General features: G+C 61.1%; 19 protein-coding genes. 10 read left to right on the top strand and 9 right to left on the bottom strand.

All coding sequences use genetic code 11. The features are described from left to right. The first annotated feature begins 165 nt into the window (after window positions 1–165). The 5 genes from OHD58_RS11615 (at window position 166) to OHD58_RS11595 (ending at window position 4,195) form a co-directional block, all read left to right on the top strand. Window positions 166–957, top strand: coding sequence for an ABC transporter substrate-binding protein (locus tag OHD58_RS11615; protein ID WP_263803430.1), 792 nt, complete (start codon window positions 166–168; stop codon window positions 955–957). Between the two features lie 72 nt (window positions 958–1,029). Next, window positions 1,030–1,725, top strand: a complete 696-nt coding sequence (locus OHD58_RS11610) for an ABC transporter permease (RefSeq protein WP_263803429.1) — start codon at window positions 1,030–1,032, stop codon at window positions 1,723–1,725. Then, window positions 1,722–2,546 carry an ABC transporter permease gene (locus tag OHD58_RS11605; protein WP_263803428.1) on the top strand — a complete coding sequence of 275 codons (825 nt, stop codon included), beginning with the start codon at window positions 1,722–1,724 and terminating at the stop codon, window positions 2,544–2,546. The genes OHD58_RS11610 and OHD58_RS11605 overlap by 4 nt, the downstream gene beginning before the upstream one ends. Window positions 2,547–2,612: 66 nt before the next feature. After that, window positions 2,613–3,482: an NAD(P)-dependent oxidoreductase gene (locus OHD58_RS11600; protein ID WP_263803426.1), complete on the top strand. Its 870-nt coding sequence runs from the start codon at window positions 2,613–2,615 to the stop codon at window positions 3,480–3,482. A gap of 8 nt (window positions 3,483–3,490) precedes the next feature. Next, on the top strand, window positions 3,491–4,195 hold the full coding sequence (locus OHD58_RS11595; RefSeq protein WP_263803425.1) for a DNA alkylation repair protein: 705 nt from the start codon (window positions 3,491–3,493) through the stop codon (window positions 4,193–4,195). Between the two features lie 52 nt (window positions 4,196–4,247). On the opposite strand, the gene OHD58_RS11590 is transcribed toward OHD58_RS11595, so the two are convergent. From OHD58_RS11590 to OHD58_RS11575, 4 genes are all read right to left on the bottom strand, one after another. Then, window positions 4,248–4,739 (bottom strand): Lrp/AsnC family transcriptional regulator, encoded by a 492-nt coding sequence (locus tag OHD58_RS11590; protein ID WP_263803424.1) that lies wholly within the window; start codon window positions 4,737–4,739, stop codon window positions 4,248–4,250. A gap of 79 nt (window positions 4,740–4,818) precedes the next feature. Beyond that, a complete protein-coding gene (locus tag OHD58_RS11585; RefSeq protein ID WP_263803422.1) occupies window positions 4,819–5,463 on the bottom strand; it encodes a uracil-DNA glycosylase family protein in 645 nt (214 codons plus the stop codon). 10 nt (window positions 5,464–5,473) lie between these two features. Continuing rightward, on the bottom strand, window positions 5,474–6,085 hold the full coding sequence (locus OHD58_RS11580; RefSeq protein WP_263803421.1) for a glutathione S-transferase: 612 nt from the start codon (window positions 6,083–6,085) through the stop codon (window positions 5,474–5,476). Between the two features lie 42 nt (window positions 6,086–6,127). Next, a complete protein-coding gene (locus tag OHD58_RS11575; RefSeq protein WP_263803420.1) occupies window positions 6,128–6,745 on the bottom strand; it encodes a thermonuclease family protein in 618 nt (205 codons plus the stop codon). 75 nt (window positions 6,746–6,820) lie between these two features. On the opposite strand from OHD58_RS11575, the gene OHD58_RS11570 reads away from it, so the two are divergent. Continuing rightward, window positions 6,821–8,344, top strand: a complete 1,524-nt coding sequence (locus tag OHD58_RS11570; protein ID WP_263803418.1) for a sensor histidine kinase — start codon at window positions 6,821–6,823, stop codon at window positions 8,342–8,344. A 4-nt stretch (window positions 8,345–8,348) separates the two neighbouring features. On the opposite strand, the gene OHD58_RS11565 is transcribed toward OHD58_RS11570, so the two are convergent. Beyond that, window positions 8,349–9,344: a nicotinate-nucleotide--dimethylbenzimidazole phosphoribosyltransferase gene (locus OHD58_RS11565; RefSeq protein ID WP_263803416.1), complete on the bottom strand. Its 996-nt coding sequence runs from the start codon at window positions 9,342–9,344 to the stop codon at window positions 8,349–8,351. 199 nt (window positions 9,345–9,543) lie between these two features. Here OHD58_RS11565 and OHD58_RS11560 point away from each other — a divergent pair, with 199 nt between their 5' ends. After that, window positions 9,544–9,777: a DUF1289 domain-containing protein gene (locus OHD58_RS11560; RefSeq protein WP_263803415.1), complete on the top strand. Its 234-nt coding sequence runs from the start codon at window positions 9,544–9,546 to the stop codon at window positions 9,775–9,777. A gap of 3 nt (window positions 9,778–9,780) precedes the next feature. Further along, window positions 9,781–10,485, top strand: coding sequence for a TIGR02281 family clan AA aspartic protease (locus tag OHD58_RS11555; RefSeq protein WP_263803414.1), 705 nt, complete (start codon window positions 9,781–9,783; stop codon window positions 10,483–10,485). On the opposite strand, the gene OHD58_RS11550 is transcribed toward OHD58_RS11555, so the two are convergent. From OHD58_RS11550 to dusA, 4 genes are all read right to left on the bottom strand, one after another. Further along, a complete protein-coding gene (locus OHD58_RS11550) occupies window positions 10,482–11,147 on the bottom strand; it encodes an ATP-dependent Clp protease proteolytic subunit (RefSeq protein ID WP_263803412.1) in 666 nt (221 codons plus the stop codon). The genes OHD58_RS11555 and OHD58_RS11550 overlap by 4 nt on opposite strands. 25 nt (window positions 11,148–11,172) lie before the next feature. Next, window positions 11,173–11,616: an SRPBCC family protein gene (locus OHD58_RS11545; protein ID WP_263803411.1), complete on the bottom strand. Its 444-nt coding sequence runs from the start codon at window positions 11,614–11,616 to the stop codon at window positions 11,173–11,175. Then, complete coding sequence (locus OHD58_RS11540) at window positions 11,613–11,927, bottom strand: ArsR/SmtB family transcription factor (protein WP_263803606.1); 315 nt, start codon at window positions 11,925–11,927, stop codon at window positions 11,613–11,615. The genes OHD58_RS11545 and OHD58_RS11540 overlap by 4 nt, the downstream gene beginning before the upstream one ends. A gap of 96 nt (window positions 11,928–12,023) precedes the next feature. Next, window positions 12,024–13,001: a tRNA dihydrouridine(20/20a) synthase DusA gene (gene dusA / locus OHD58_RS11535; protein ID WP_263803410.1), complete on the bottom strand. Its 978-nt coding sequence runs from the start codon at window positions 12,999–13,001 to the stop codon at window positions 12,024–12,026. Between the two features lie 140 nt (window positions 13,002–13,141). On the opposite strand from dusA, the gene OHD58_RS11530 reads away from it, so the two are divergent. Further along, window positions 13,142–13,639, top strand: coding sequence for a pyocin activator PrtN family protein (locus OHD58_RS11530; protein WP_318528252.1), 498 nt, complete (start codon window positions 13,142–13,144; stop codon window positions 13,637–13,639). A 25-nt stretch (window positions 13,640–13,664) separates the two neighbouring features. Next, window positions 13,665–16,169 carry a phosphotransferase gene (locus OHD58_RS11525; RefSeq protein WP_263803409.1) on the top strand — a complete coding sequence of 835 codons (2,505 nt, stop codon included), beginning with the start codon at window positions 13,665–13,667 and terminating at the stop codon, window positions 16,167–16,169. Window positions 16,170–16,238: the final 69 nt, after the last annotated feature.

Raw genomic sequence — 16,238 nt, 5'->3', positions numbered from 1 at the left:
CGTCGCTGTAACGCTGGGGATTTCTTGGCGCAAACGCATGGTTTTGCGATTGCTTTTTACTGAAAAACAGTGGGAATATCGAAATCAGCGGGTGACCGAGGCAAGCGTCATCCCAAGGTTGCGGCTGAACGAGCCGCAGCCGGCACCATAAAAGAGAGGAACATTATGCGTATTACCAAGCGTATCGCTCTGGCCGCTTCGGCTGCCGCGTTCGCCTTGTCGCTGGGTGCTGCCCAAGCGCAGGAGCTGACCCTGAAGATCGGCACGGAAGGCGCCTACCCGCCCTTCAACAATCTGACCCCGGACGGCAAGCTGGAAGGCTTCGACATCGACATCGCCAAGGCGCTCTGCGACGAGATGAAGGCCAAGTGCGAATTCGTCACCCAGGATTGGGACGGCATCATCCCTGCCCTCCAGGCCGGCAAGTTCGACGCCATCATCGCTTCGATGTCGATCACCGACGAGCGCAAGCAGAAGGTGGACTTCACCGACAAGTACTACAACACCCCGTCGGCGATCGTCGCCCCCAAGGACAGCGACCTTAAGGGTGTCACCAAGGAGGATCTCGCCGGCAAGACGATCGGCGTCGCCACCTCGACAACCCACTACAACTACGCCGAAAAGACCTTCACCGACAGCGAGTTGAAGGGCTATCCGTCGAGCCAGGAATACATGCTCGACCTGGCCAATGGCCGTCTCGATGCGGCCGAAGATGACGTTGTGGTGCTCCAGCAATTCCTCGATTCCCCGGAGGGCGCTTGCTGCAAGATGGTCGGCATGCCGTCGCCACAACCTGTTGAAATCTTCGGCCCGGGTGCCGGCGTCGCCGTGCGCAAGGGCGAGACGGACCTCGTCAAAAAATTCAATGCCGCCATCGAGGCGATCCGCGCCAACGGGAAGTACAAGGAAATCAACGACAAGTACTTCAAGTTCGACGTCTACGGCGCCGAGTCCTGAACAATCCGGTCGGCGGTCTACAAGCCGCCGACCGATTTCCCGGGATAGGCAACATGGACGGGTGATTGACGCGTGCAGACACTCTTGAGCTGGGGGGACCAGGGCTGGCTTGACGACATTTTCCGCGGTGTCCTCGTCACCGTTCAATTGGCCCTTGCCACACTGCCGGTCGGTCTTCTCCTGGGCTTTCTTGTCGCGCTGGCAAAACAATCGGCCGAGCCGACATTGCGTATCGCCGGCAGCGTCTACACGACGATTTTCCGTGGACTTCCCGAACTGCTCACGCTTTTTCTCATTTATTTCGGCGTTGCCCTTCCGATCTTCACCTATCTCTTTCCCGGCGCCAGCGACCAGGTGACGAGCTTCATCGCGGGAATGATCGCGCTTAGTCTCGTCTTCTCATCCTATGCAAGCGAGGTCTTTCTCTCCGCATTCCGTGCGATCCCGCGCGGCCAATATGAAGGCGGCTATTCGGTCGGGCTGTCCAATGGCCAGACGATGCGTCTGGTGGTCCTGCCGCAGCTTGTCCGCATCGCCCTTCCCGGCTTGAGCAATCTGTGGCTGATCCTCCTCAAGGATACCGCGCTGGTGTCGGCAATCGGTCTCGCGGACATCCTGCGCCAGACCCAGATCGCCGCCCGCGTCACCAAGGAAGCTTTCCTGTTCTTCGGCTTCGCCTGCCTCGTCTATCTCGTGCTGGCCATCATTTCGTCCTACGGTATCGGACAGATCGAGAAGGCCGTCGGACGCCAGGATATGGCGAAATGAGCACGGTGAGCGAAATCGACGTCGATCGCCCGCCTGTCATCGCGCGACCCTGGACCGGTGCGCGTATAGCCGGCACGATTGCGGTCGGTTGCTGGATCCTGATCGGGATCGGGTTGATCGCGTACCTGGTCAACGCGTGGAACCCGGAGCTCTTCAACCGCTATGCCCCGCTCTACATGAGGGGCCTGTGGGTCACCATTCGTCTGGTCTTTATCTCGATCGTCCTCGGTGCGCTGCTTTCAATACCGATCGCTTATGCGCGCATGTCGGACAATCGTTTACTCGGCGCGATTGCCTACGGCTATGTCTACTTCTTCCGCGGCACGCCGCTTTTGGCGCAGACATTTCTTGTCTACTACGGCCTGGGATCGTTCCGGCCCGAACTCGAGGCTGTCGGGTTGTGGTGGTTCTTCCGAGACGAGTGGTACTGCGCCATTTTTGCTTTTGCACTCAATACCGCGGCTTACCAGGCCGAGATTTTGCGTGGCGCGATCGAAAGCGTGCCGCGCGGCCAGTGGGAGGGCGCGGCCTCGCTTGGGCTGCACAAGTTCCAGACATTGCGCAAGATCATTTTGCCGCAAGCCTTGATCGTGGCGCTCAGACCGTACGGCAACGAGATCATCCTGATGATCAAGGGCTCCGCGATCGTCGCGTTGATCACGGTCTTCGACCTGATGGGCGAAACACGCCGCGCCTATTCACGCAGCTTCGATTTCCAGACCTATATCTGGGCGGCACTGATCTATCTTACCATCGTCGAGGTCCTACGGAATATCGTGGACTGGATCGAGCGCATCATCACCCGGCACCTTATTCGCTGACACAAGCGAAAAACCTGTCAGCGGACGCGCACATCGTCCGCTGCTCCGCTTTGAAAGGAAAAAACCATGGCAACTGTCGCGTTTCTGGGGCTCGGCGTTATGGGCTATCCGATGGCCGGCCACCTGAAGAACAAGGGTGGACACGACGTCACCGTCTATAACCGTACCCAGGCCAAGGCCGAGAAATGGGTCGCCGAACATGGTGGCACCTCTGCAAGGACTCCGGCGGAAGCGGCGAAGGACAAGGATTTCGTGTTTTCGTGCGTCGGCAACGACGACGACCTGCGGCAAGTGACGACCGGCAAGGACGGCGCCTTTGCCGCGATGAAGAAGGGCGCCATCTTCATCGACAACACCACCGCTTCCGCCGAAGTGGCGCGGGAGCTTGCCGCAGCAGCAGCCGAGCGCGGCATCGGCTTTCTCGACGCGCCGGTCTCGGGTGGCCAGGCGGGCGCCGAAAACGGCATCCTGACCGTGATGGTTGGCGGCGACGAGGTAACATTCGACACGGCGAGACCGGTGATCGATGCCTATGCCCGCATGGTCGGATTGATGGGATCGGCGGGTGCGGGCCAGCTCACCAAGATGATCAACCAGATCTGCATCGCCGGCCTGGTGCAGGGCCTCGCCGAGGGTATTCATTTCGGCAAGAAGGCCGGGCTCGACATCGAAAAGGTCATCGAGGTGATCTCCAAGGGCGCAGCCGGTTCATGGCAGATGGAAAACCGCCACAAGACCATGAACGCCGGCAAGTACGATTTCGGCTTTGCCGTCGACTGGATGCGCAAGGACCTCGGCATCTGCCTCGACGAAGCCGACCGCAACGGCGCCAGGCTGCCGGTGACGGCGCTGGTCGACCAGTTCTACAAGGATGTACAGGCCTTGGGCGGCAAGCGCTGGGACACCTCCTCCTTGCTGGCGCGGCTGGAGAAGTAGAACTTTCCATGGCCGAGCTGTCGCCCTCCTCCACCTCCACCGAAATCGTCGCGCATCTGCGCTCGATCGGCTCGGAGGAGAACCGGCAAGGCATGCTCCGCTACGGAATCAAGATCGATCGCGCGCTCGGCATCCCGCACGGCGTGCAGCGCCAGATCGCCAAGCGCATCAAGCGCAACCATGAGCGCGCCTTCGAGCTTTGGGACAGCGGCATCATGGAAGCGCAATTCATCGCTTCGGTGACCGCCGATCCCAAGCGCTTCACCGCGGGGGATGCCTGGCGCTGGGCGGCGAGCTTCGATTCCTGGGATATCGTCGACGGCGTCTCCGACCTGTTCGTCGACACGGATGGCTGGCGCGTACTGATCGAAGAATTTGCCGATGACGAGCGCGAGTTCGTGCGGCGCACCGCTTTCGCGATGATGGCCTGGTCGGTCGTGCACCGGAAGAAGGAGCCGGAGACCACCTTCCACGGCTTCATGCCGCTGATCGAGGCGCATGCCACCGATGAGCGCAATTTCGTGAAGAAGGCCGTCAACTGGGCCTTGCGCTCGATCGGCAAACGCTCAGCGACGCTGCATGCCAGTGCGCTGGCCAGCGCCGAACGGCTGGCTGCGTCCCAGGACAAGACGGCGCGCTGGATCGGCAGGAACGCGGCGAAAGAATTGACCGATCCCAAGCAGCTTGCGCGCCTGGCGAACAAAGCCAAATGAGTGTCTCAGGACAATAACGCGGAAGGCATTCGACGCTCCCGCGCCGATCCGCTCAGGCTGCGCTGGAGGCGCTTTCCTTGTCGAGCACCATATAATCGAGCGGCAGCTCGGTGGTGTATTTGATCTGCTCCATCGCGAAAGCCGAGGACACGTCACGGATCTCGATCTTGGCGATCAGCCGCTTGTAGAAGGCGTCATAGGCCGCGATGTCCGGCACCACGACCCGCAACAGGTAATCGACATCGCCACTCATCCGATAGAATTCAATGACTTCCGGGAATTCCTGAATGACTTCCGAGAAGCGCCGCAGCCATTCGAGGCTATGCGAATTGGTGCGGATCGAGACGAAGACGGTGACGCGGGTGTTTATCCGCACAGGATCGAGGATAGCCACGCGACGCTTGATGACGCCCTCCTCCTCGAGCTTCTGGATGCGCCGCCAGCAGGGCGTGGTCGAAAGACCGACTTTCTTGGCGATGTCGGCCACGGCGAGCGTCGCGTCCTCCTGCAGAAGGCGCAAAATTTTTCGGTCGAGGCGATCCATGGGAAGCTCCAGTAGAATGAAATACTATTCTGACTGGCGTTCCCCTATGCTGCAAGAAAGAAATTCTCTTCGAGCACCCTCATATGGGCATGGTCTTGTCCGCCACGCCCTTCAGGCGATCGCGAATTTCTGTTTTCAGGAAAGGCAGCAATTCCATTTCAAACCAAGGATTGCGCTTGAGCCAGCCGGTGTTGCGCCATGACGGATGCGGCAGCGCGATGACTTTCGGCGCCGACGTCGCGGCATGGACCTGACGCCAGTTCTTCACCGTTTCCGTCAGCGAGGCGCTGCGGGCGGCGCCAATATGCCAAGCCTGCGCATAGAGGCCGATGGTCAGCACCAGGTCGATCTGCGGCATCAGTTTCATCATCGGTTCGCGCCATGCCGGGGCGCATTCGCGGCGGGGCGGCAGATCGCCGCCCTTCGTATCCTGACCCGGAAAACAGAACCCCATCGGGACGATGGCAAAAAAATCCGGATTGTAGAACTCGTCGTTGGTCACGCCCAGCCAATCGCGCAGCCGATCGCCGGACGCATCGGTAAACGGCATGCCGGTGACGTGCACCTTGGTTCCCGGCGCCTGGCTGGCGATCAGGATGCGCGCAGTCGAGGACGGCACCAGGACCGGCCGCGGTTCATGCGGCAAGGGCTTGCCAAGCGGACTGTCACGACAGATGCGGCAGGCGCGTATCCGTGCCGTCAGACGCTCGAGTTGTGGATCCAACGATCCTGCCTCAGGCGTCGGCGCTCGGACGCGCCCGCAGCGCGGCGTGCCAGCGCCTGACATTGGCCAGTTCCTCCGGCACTTGGACACGCGCCGGCTTCATGAAATCGATAGCGATCATGCCGGTGATGTCGGCAATCGAATAGGCATCGCCGGCGGCGAATTCCCTGTCCGCCAGTTCATTGTCGAGCAGATGGAGAAACTCGATCGCCTTCGGCTTGTTCGCCTCGCCCCATTCGGGAATCTGCGGAACCTCCCACTCCTTCATCGCCGGATGAATGTGGCGGAACGCCTGGGCGACGGGAGACATCAGGTTGAGTTCCATGCGGCGCTGCCACATCTCGACCAGAGCCTTGCCCAGAGCGCCGGTGCCGAACAATGCCGGCGCCGGCTGGAGCTCTTCGAAGTAGCGGCAGATGGCGACCGATTCCGTGATGACCGTGCCGTCGTCGAGCTCGAGTAGCGGCAGCCGGCGCAGCGGATTGCGCGACGCGACCTGCTCCTCCCGATGGCCGAACGCGCCCATGTCGACCGGCACCAACGGCACCTCGATGCCTTTTTCTGCAAGGAAGACGCGCACGCGGCGCGGGTTGGGCGCCTTGCCGCCGTCGAAAAGCTTCATCCTTCTCTCTCCCGTTTCAGGCCTGCTCACAGATACCGCACGTCACGAAAAGTGGAAGATCTGTCGCAGCCAGTTCAGCACCTTGCCCTTCAGATCGTGCTCGACCTCCATCATCTCGCCATGGCTGTCGCGCCAGTCGCGCGGACGCTCGAAGGAGCCCGCCCACAGGCCAAGTTTCTTGGCGCGCGCCGCCTCTTCCTCGTCGAGATAATCTCCGTAAGCGATGGCCCAACCGGCCTCCACCTGCGTCCGGTTGAGATCGATACCGGCAGCCATGCAGCTGCCGAGCAGCCGTCCATACCGGTCGCGCTCCCATCCGGTGCAGGAAACGGCCTTGCCGCCGACAAGCCGGACCAATGCCTCGCGCGAGCGCCGGCCGCAAGGATAGGTTGCGTCGCCTTTTCGGCATATCTGGTTGAACTCGGGCGCATCTATGCCGCGCAGACGCACCCGCTCGGCACCCAGCGTCAGCGAGTCGCCGTCGTTCACCACCGCGGCGCCGGTGGTGTGGCGCGTATTCACACGATCAAGCCGCGCCGAAATCAGCACCAGCAGGCCGAGAATCACGATGGTCAAAGCATAGTCGAGAAGTTTGCGGAAAAGGCTGCGTGGCCGCGGCGTATAGCGGCGGCCATATCTTCGCGGCGACGATCGGCTCATCCGCTGAAGGGTCTCTTAATCATTCGCAACTAGCCTGCAAAGCGTATCGATACGCGTGAAAATAGAAAAATCCGGATGCCGTTCCAACGTTCGAACACGGCTGACAAATTCATTGTGGACCGCAGGAAAACGCGTCGCAACAGCGATGTGTCCCGCGCGGTGCGCAAGACGCGCGACCGTCTTTCGCAGCAAGCCGGCAATCCGGCCTTCGAACGCGAATTGTTGAAGCTGCATGCCCGAGCCATCATCAGAAGCGCCATGGCGATCCCGCTGCTGATTTTGCTGATATCGGCCATCGGACTTTACTTCGGCATGAGCGGCGACATCCTGATCTGGGCACTGATCACGGTCGCCTGCTACGCCTGCCTCGCCTTCGTCGCGCAGCGCGTCGACCGTTCGGACGCCTCCACCATCGATCCGGATACGACGCGCAATCACTTCCTGGCCGCTCACTTCCTCAGCGGCATCGGCTGGGCCTATTTCGCCTCGCTCGGCTGCGATGCCTGCGGCGTCGATCAGTTTCCCGTTTTCAAGGCAGTGATCCTGCTGCTTGCGATCGCGGCGACGGCGCTGATCAGCTCGTCGCTCAGAGGCGCGCTGATCGTCACATTCGCCGTTCCGGTCGCAATCTACACGATTGTCGGCGCCCGCTTCTGGATGCCGGTCGAAGCCGTCATGGCCGGTCTGCTGATCCTCGCCTTGCCCTTCTTTGCCCATGTCGCGAGCAACATGAACACCTCGGCGGTCATGCTTTTGTCGTTCCGGCGCGAGGTCGACGGGCTGATCGCCGAACTCGACACGGCGAAATCGATGTCGGACGAGGCGCGCCGGCGTGCCGAGGAGGCGAACCTCGCCAAATCGCGCTTCCTCGCCTCGATGAGTCATGAATTGCGGACACCGCTCAACGCCATCCTTGGCTTTTCCGAAGTGATGGCGAGCGAAGTGCTGGGTTCGATGCATAACCAGACCTATCGCGATTACGCGCGCGACATTCACGGATCCGGTCAGCATCTGCTCGACGTCATCAACGAAATCCTTGACCTGTCGCGTATCGAAGCAGGACGCTACCAGCTCAACGAGGAACCCGTGACGATCCTGCATGTCGTCGAGGAATGCTGCCGCCTGATGGAACTGAAGGCACGCAACAAGGATATCAACATCGTTCAGCAATTCGAAAGCGTGCTGCCCCGGCTCTTTGGCGACGAACGCGCGGTTCGGCAGGTCACGCTCAACCTGTTGTCGAACGCGGTGAAGTTCACCGGCAGCGGCGGCGAAATCCTGGTACGCGTCGGCTGGACCGCCGGCGGCGGCCAGTACATCTCGATCAAGGACAACGGGCCAGGCATCCCGGACGACGAAATCCCGGTGGTGCTGTCGGCTTTCGGCCAGGGGTCGATCGCCATCAAGAGCGCCGAACAGGGAACCGGACTGGGCTTGCCGATCGTCCAGGGCCTGCTTGCCATGCATGGCGGCGAGTTCCAGCTGCATTCGAAACTGCGCGAGGGAACCGAGGCAATCGCCATCTTCCCCCCGTCGCGGGTCATGGAACCGCTGCCGGCAATACCGACAAGGACGGCAGCGCGCGGCGGCCGCAGGTAGGCGGTTATGTGACCGCGGCGGCCATGCCGGACAGCGACAATGCCGCCGCCTTGACGATGCCTGCGGCAAGTGCAGCACCAGTGCCTTCGCCGTGATGCAGCTGGAGATCGAGGATTGGGCGAAGGCCGAGCCTCTCGGCGGCGCGGGCATGGCCGGGCTCGGCCGAAAGATGCGCCAAAACGCAATGGTCGAGCGCCGACGGGTTGGCCGCATGCAGCACGGCCGCGGCGGCGGTTGTGGCAAAACCATCGAGCACCACCGGCAGTTTCTGCATGCGCGCCGCCAGGATGGCCCCGGCAATCGCCGCGAATTCGCGGCCGCCGACGCGGCGCAAGGCTTCGAGTGGATCCTTCAGGTGAGCGCCGTGCAGCGCCAGTGCACGGTCGACCACCTCGGCCTTGCGGTTCATCATCGCATCGCCCGCGCCGGAGCCCGAACCGATCCAATCGGCGCCGTTGCCGCCGAGCAAGGCCGCGAACAGCGCCGCAGCAACCGTCGTGTTGCCGACGCCGAGATCGCCGATGCACAAGAGGTCGATGTTGCCAGCAACCGCCTCCATGCCGAACGCCATCGTCGCTGCACAATTGCGCTCGTCGAGCCCGGCTTCCTCGGTGATGTCGGCGGTGGGCAGGTCGAGCGCCAGGTCGAACACCTTGAGGCCGAGGTCCGAGGCGATGCAGAACTGATTGATCGCCGCTCCGCCGGCTGCCATCAGTTCGACCATCTGCGCGGTCGTCCTGACCGATCTGGGCGAGATGTCGTGCCGGGCTATGCCGTGATTGCCGGCAAAAATCGCCACCAGCGGCCGGCTAACCACCGGGGGCACCCGGCCGCTCCAAGCCGCCAGCCATTCGGAGATATCTTCCAGCCGACCGAGCGAGCCTTTCGGTTTGCCGGTGAGGGCATAGAGCGCGCGTACGCCGGCAGCGGCTTTTTCGTCCGGCCCGTCGAGCCGGGCAAGCAGGTTGCGAAAATCGTCGAATGGGAGGCCGCTTGTCATCTTGCTGTCCACCAGTCCCGGCCCGTCGGTCCGGGAAACTCGAAAAATCGTATTATTGCGCATAGAGCCGCTTGCCGCAGCACACAATCACATAGCGTTGAAAATCGTATGGCGCAGGTGGGGCTTTTCAGGGCGGATTTGAAAGGGCTTGCATTGGCTTTGCCACTGCACCATGTGGGATGAGCGAAACGGGATCGCCATGACGGCCATCGAATCACCCTGCATTCTTGTCTGCTCGATCGACCTGAAAACCGGCTATTGCTTCGGCTGCGGGCGCACGCGCGACGAGATCTCCGGCTGGATCGGCATGACGCCGGAAAAGCGCCGCGAGGTGATGGCGATCCTCCCCGCCCGGCTTGAAACAGTCGAGCGGCGGCCTCGCCGGGAAACGCGCCGTACCCGCATGGCGCGCGAACGCGGTGCGGTTGGCTAGGAGATGAGCCGCTTTTTGTGGATCATTCTTGCGGTCATTGGCGGCGGGCTGATCCTGCTGGTGCTCAACGATTCCAGCGGCGAGACGTTCGGCATCACCAACGACGCATTCGGCCAGACGCTCTATCTCGGCATATGGGGAACCGTGGTCGCTGCCGGCATCCTGGGTTCCGGCATGCGGCTGGGTTATGTCGCCCGAACCCTGGCATTGTGGATGCTGGTCATCCTCGTCCTCATTGCCGGCTACCAGTATCGCTACGAATTGCAGGATTTCGCCAGCCGCGTTACCGCCGGTCTGGTGCCGGGCAGCCCGCTATCGATCACCGACAGCGAAGGCAACCATACCGTCATGCTGGAAAAGCTGGCGAACGGCCATTTCGGCACGACCGCCCTCGTCAACGGCGCCGCCATCAACGTCATGGTCGACACCGGCGCAACCAGCACCGTACTGACCGTCGCCGACGCAGAACGCGCCGGTTTCGACACATCCCGATTGAACTACACCATTACCGTCTCGACGGCGAACGGAATGGCGCGCGCCGCCAGCGTCGTCGCCGAGGAAATCTCCATCGGCGCCATCACCCGTCGCAGGGTGCCTATGCTGGTCGCGGAGGGCAATGGACTCGACCAGACGCTGCTCGGCATGAATTTCATCGGAACGCTGTCGGGTTTCGACGTACGCGGCGACCGGATGATTCTGCGCGACTAGTTTCCGACCTTATCCTGCGCACCCGGGGCCAGCAGGCCCGGCATTCCGCCGGCCGGCAGTGCAAGCGGCGCGTTGATGTCTCTCCGCTCGTAAATATGGTCGACGATGCCCCAGTCGCGCGCCTCCTCGGCGCTCATGAAGTAGTCGCGGTCGAGCACACGCTCGACCTCGGCAAGCGTCTGGCCGCAATGTTTGGCATAAAGCTCGATCATCCGGCGCTTGGTCCTGGCGACGTTGTCGGCATGGCGCGTGATGTCCGATGCCTGGCCCTGAAAGCCGCCTGAGGGCTGGTGCAGCACGACATCCGAGTTCGGCAGGGCAATCCTGAGTCCCGGCGTGCCGGCCATCAGCAAGAATGAACCCATCGAGCGCGCCGTGCCCATGCAGACCGTCGAGATCGGGCTCGAAATGTACTGCATCGTATCATAGATGGCGAAACCGCTAGTCACCACGCCGCCCGGTGAGTTGATATAAAGCGCGATCTCCTTCTTCGGATTGTCCGATTCCAGCGACAGCAACTGGGCGCAGACAAGCGCGGAGACATTGTCGTCGATCGGTCCGTTGACGAAGATGATACGCTCGCGCAGCAGCCGCGAAAAAATGTCGAAGGATCGTTCGCCAAGGCTCGACTGTTCGATCACCATCGGAACCAGATTGTTCATCGGAAAATCTCCTTGCCGGGACCGGTCAGGCGGCGCGCAGCATCATTCGGGGTTGGTTCGCGTTCGCGGCCGACATGACGGTCGACACACGGCTTCCGGCGCGCTGCAAGCCGCTGTGGACGATGCGCAGATGCGTGCCCCCGACCGCGCTGCGCGCCAGTTCGAAGGTCACGGTGGAATCGAGATCGAGGCGACGGGCTTCCTCGTCACGCCAGGAATAGCGGATCAGCCGTTCCGGTTCGATGTCGAGAACTTCGCAGGCGACATCCCCACCCTCTTCCGGCGGACCGTTCAGGGTGAAACGCGCGCCCTGCTCCGGCACGAGGTCGTTGGGCATCAGCCATGCTGCGACCAGTTCCGGCACCGTCAGTGCCCGCCAGACTTTCTCGGGAGCCTGCGGAAGATCGCATTCGAAAGCGATGGTCTCCTCCGTCTCGTCGGCCATCTCCATGACTTTCACCTCGCTCATTGATCCATCCCCTTCAGCACATCCTTCAGTTTCTCGATCTTCGCCGGCCAGAAGGTGCGGTAGCGGTCGATCCAGCCGGCCAAAGGCTGCAGGCCGCTAGGATCGATGGAATAAAACGCGTTGCGCCCCTGGCGCCTTTCGGCCACCAGCCCGGCCTTCTTCAGGGCCGCGAGATGCTGCGACACCGCCGGCTGCGAAATGTCGAAGCCCGACTTGAGTTCGCCGACGCTTTTTTCGCCGCCGGCAAGGCTTTCAAAGACCGCACGGCGCGTCGGATCGGCCAGCGCCCGAAAGATTTCCGATTCCATCATGACCAACATATAAGTGGGTACTTATCGGAATGGCAAGCGCCAATCTCGGGCTGGCCTAATTGGCACAGCTTGCAAAGCCCGATAGTCGGAGAAAGGTCAGGCCGCGGCGGCGACAGTCGGCAATTCGACCGCCGCAAAGGCGGCGTGCATCACGTCCGGCCCGGCGCCCGGCCGCGTCGCATCGGTTGAAAGTATCTGGCGGTAGCGGCGGGCACCCGGCAGGCCGTGGAACAGGCCAACCATATGGCGGGTCACATGGACGAGCCGCCCGCCCTGTTCGATATGACGGGCCGCATAGACAGCCATGGCGTCGATCACGGCGGCAAAATCCACGGCTTCGACAGCTTCGCCGTAAATCCGGGAATCCACCTCGGCCAGGATTGCAGGCGTGTGATAGGCGGCGCGGCCGAACATCGCCCCGTCGGTCGATTGCAGATGCCGTTCGGCTTCATCCAGCGTCTGAATACCGCCGTTGATGCCGATGAATCGATTTTGGTTTTTTGCCTTAAGCCGATAGACGCGGTCATAGTCGAGTGGCGGGATGTCGCGGTTTTCCTTTGGCGACAGCCCCTCCAGCCAGGCCTTGCGGGCATGCACCCAGAGCGCGTCCGCGCCGGCCGCGAAAACCGCGTCGGACAGCACATCGAGCGCAACCTCCGGATCCTGGTCGTCGACGCCGATGCGGCACTTGACGGTGACGGGTATCTTCACGGCCGATTTCATGGCAGCGACGCCGTCGGCGACCAGAGCCGGCGTCTTCATCAGGCAGGCACCAAAGGTGCCGGACTGAACGCGGTCCGACGGGCAGCCGACATTCAGATTGATCTCGTCATAGCCGAACGCCTCGCCGATCCGTGCGGCTTCGGCGAGTTTTGCCGGTTCCGAACCACCGAGTTGCAGCGCCACCGGATGCTCGCAGGCATCGAAACCGAGCAGCCGCTCGCGGGCGCCCTGGATGACGGCGTCGGCCACCACCATCTCCGTGTAGAGCAGCGCGCGACGCGTCAGTTGGCGATGGAGGAACCGGCAATGCCGGTCCGTCCAATCCATCATAGGTGCTATGGCAAATTTCATATATCTTTCAATCGTTTATCAATAATCTTTAAACCACGTCGAGATTGGACAGACTGCCGGCCTCCATGATATGTGACTTATTACATTCTATTTTCAATGGGTAATCCGGTGTCACTCATGGCACATACAATGGTAAGGCCATCATTCCGCTCGATGAGGTCGGTCGCGATTTCTTTTCGCACCTGACGCTTCCGAAGTTTCTTCGCAAGCTCAGTTCAGGCGACATTGCCCTGTCGCTCATGCGAATAGAAACACGTCAGAAATATGCCAAGGATGTCCACTTGCAGAATTTGGCAGACTACCTTGATAGGCACAGACAGGTGCCCACAGGGAGTTTTCCAGATGGGCGGTTGGAACTGAGTGCAGCTGTCGGGCTCAGCATTGTGCAAACGAACAGACGAAACGGCACGTTTGCGTCATCGCTGCGCGCCAAAAGCTGCCGGAGGCTTCGCGAATGGCGGGGTATGTCCCTCTATTTCATCGCAATAGATCGCGCGTGTACTACTCAGCTTGTTTCGCGCGTCGATAAGGTTAGAGGGAGTCCACCATCAAGCTGGCGAACATCTCCGACTGCAGGTAAGTTATACTGCAATGCGCCGAGCTTCCAGCCGCCGGCGTTACTGTCGAAAGCACTGTGATAAATGCCTGGGGCACGGGGTTGACATGGTTCGCACCGACACGGGAGGAGAGAACTCTACGCCGCGCCGTGTTCTCGCACGCTCGAGCATAGTGTCGTCGGGGCTGCGCATGTCGTCCGTTCGCACGCCCCTCATCCGGAACGGTTATGCGCTGATCACCAGTGCCGGCCTGACGTCGGTCCTCGGTCTCGTCTTCTGGTTGCTGGCCGCGCGCCTTCACACCGCCGCGGAACTCGGACGCGGAGCTGCGTTGATCACCACGCTGGTCACGTTGGCAAATCTGGCACAGCTCGGCTTCGGCAATATGCTCAACAAATTTCTGCCGGCGGCGCGTGCAAATGAAGGCAGGCTTGTCTTGACAGCCTACGCGACTGCAGCGGGCGCAGCCGTTCTCATCTCCGTGTGTTTTCTCTGGTATGTGCAACGCTTTTATCCCCCGCTTGCCTTCCTAGTCGGCGATTTGTGGATGGCAGCGTGGTTCGTGTTGTCTACCGCGGCTTGGGCCTTGTTCCTTCTTGAGGACAGCATGCTTTCCGGGATGCGCCGCTCGCTATGGGTGCCGGTCGCCAACACCGTTTACGCTCTGGCGAAAATCGTTGCCCTCATCCTCTTGGCTGGAACAGCTCTAACCAGGCTTGGTCCATACGCGGCGTGGACGCTGCCAGTCTTCGGTATCGTTGCCGGTGTCAATTTCCTGGCCTTCCGCTATCTCCTCGGGAGACGTGGCCAAAATCGCGAGCCACGCACCGCCGTTGATCTCGGCAAATTTCTGGAATTCCTTGGCTGGGATTATGCCGGAACCTTGGCAATGATGGCGGTCCTCGGAATTGTACCGCTCCTCATATTGAACGTGGCAGGCCCAGCGGCGAACGCCAGCTACCATCTCGCATGGACGATCGCCTATTCTCTTTATCTGGTCGGGCGATCGATGAGCATTTCGTTGCTGGCGGAGGGTTCCGCCGACCAACAGCGGCTGTCCGTGCTGGCTGCGGATGCATTTCTGCACACGATGCTGCTCATGGGGGCCGGCGTGGTACTAGTCGTTATTTGCGCCCCCATTATCATGGGACTATTTGGACCGTCCTACGCCGTCGAAGCAACACCCTTGCTGCGGCTGCTCGCGCTCTCCTGCCTTCCATGGGGATGCACGACGATCTATCTCGCAATGGCACGCGCACGCGGGAACATGCGCTCCGTCGCAACGATCCAAACGGCAACGATGTTCACTGTGCTCGGGCTTGGATGGCCGTTACTTGGTCACTTCGGCTCGATCGGAATGGGCATTGCATGGCTTGGGTCGCACACTCTGGTCGCCGCAGGTATCGCAGTTTTCGAGCTCGCCAAGGGTGGGCGAGACGGCCTCATAGGCTGGCTTCTCGAGATTGCGGCTGCCGGCGCGCGCCTCGCCGCGGCGGTTGGCCGGTCCTTCAACAAGCCACATACAGAAACCGACGGCGCCTTTCTGCAGGAATTGCTTGGGAGATCGGGAGAGCAAAAAGCATCGTCTTGGCGTGTGCTAGGGGGCTTACCATCCCGGGGTAGCGTTTCGATCGAGTTTGTCGGGCACGCGACGGGACAGGAGGGCCTGGGTGGAAGTTTCGACACCCCCGAAGGAACATGCGCGGTGTTGAAGATAGGCTTGACCGCGCGAGGCAGCGCTTCGCTTGTGCGGCAGCGCAATGCGTTGGAACAGTTGAAAGTTAGCCCGCAGATAGAGGACTGTTTGTTCAAGTTACCGGAAATATTGGTTTTCAAGCAAGCGCAAGACACGGTCTGGTCAATCGAGCGGAGGGTCCCGGGCAAGGACGGTCGTCAGGTCGTTCAACATCATCCGTCGCGTTCCGCTGCGCTCGCGGCTGCATCCGATGCAATCAATTCTCTCCACCTGCTGTCTGGGCGTTTAGCTACGATCGACGAAACTTGGGTCGACCGCTGGATCGAAGGACCGGCATCGCTGCTGTGCGAACCTGTCCACACGTTGATGTCGCGTGAGCAGAGGCGGCGGGCAATTGACGCATTCACGCAGCGCCAGCGCGAATATTGGCTCGGCCGCGACGCTCGACTCGGCTGGTATCATGGGGATTTCAGTCCTGGAAACGTTCTGTTCAGGACTGATGATGGTCTTTTGCCCCATTCATTCGGGGCCGGCCCGAATCTGGTCGTGGAAGGGATCATTGATTGGGACAGAGCAGGACAGGACGGGCCGACTGGCTTCGACATCTGCCAGCTCGCGCTCACATCGCGACGCGTGTCGACCGGCCAGCAGATTGGTGAAATCGTGCGAAACCTGCATTTGAAGCCTAACTGGAGCGACGAGGAAAAGGCGTGGTTTGGCCGCTGCAAGCAGCCTTTTGGTCCATCGGGGGACTGGACGCGAGAGGCGGAAGCTCTGCGGGCCATGGTAGCGCTGGTTTGGCTGTGGCAGATAATCGCCAACATTGAAAAATCTGAAGACTATCTACGAAACCGCCTTTGGGCCGCAACCAATGTAGAACGTGTCCTGCAGCTCTTCCCGGACAATGCCTCGTAAACGAAGTGATGTTTGTCCACCTGTTTCATCGCACCTACGAGACTTCAGCCAACCAAAGTCAAACTTTAG

Source organism: Mesorhizobium sp. ZC-5 (assembly GCF_025753855.1).
Lineage (GTDB): Bacteria > Pseudomonadota > Alphaproteobacteria > Rhizobiales > Rhizobiaceae > Neomesorhizobium.
This window is presented reverse-complemented; position numbering and strand designations above follow the sequence as displayed.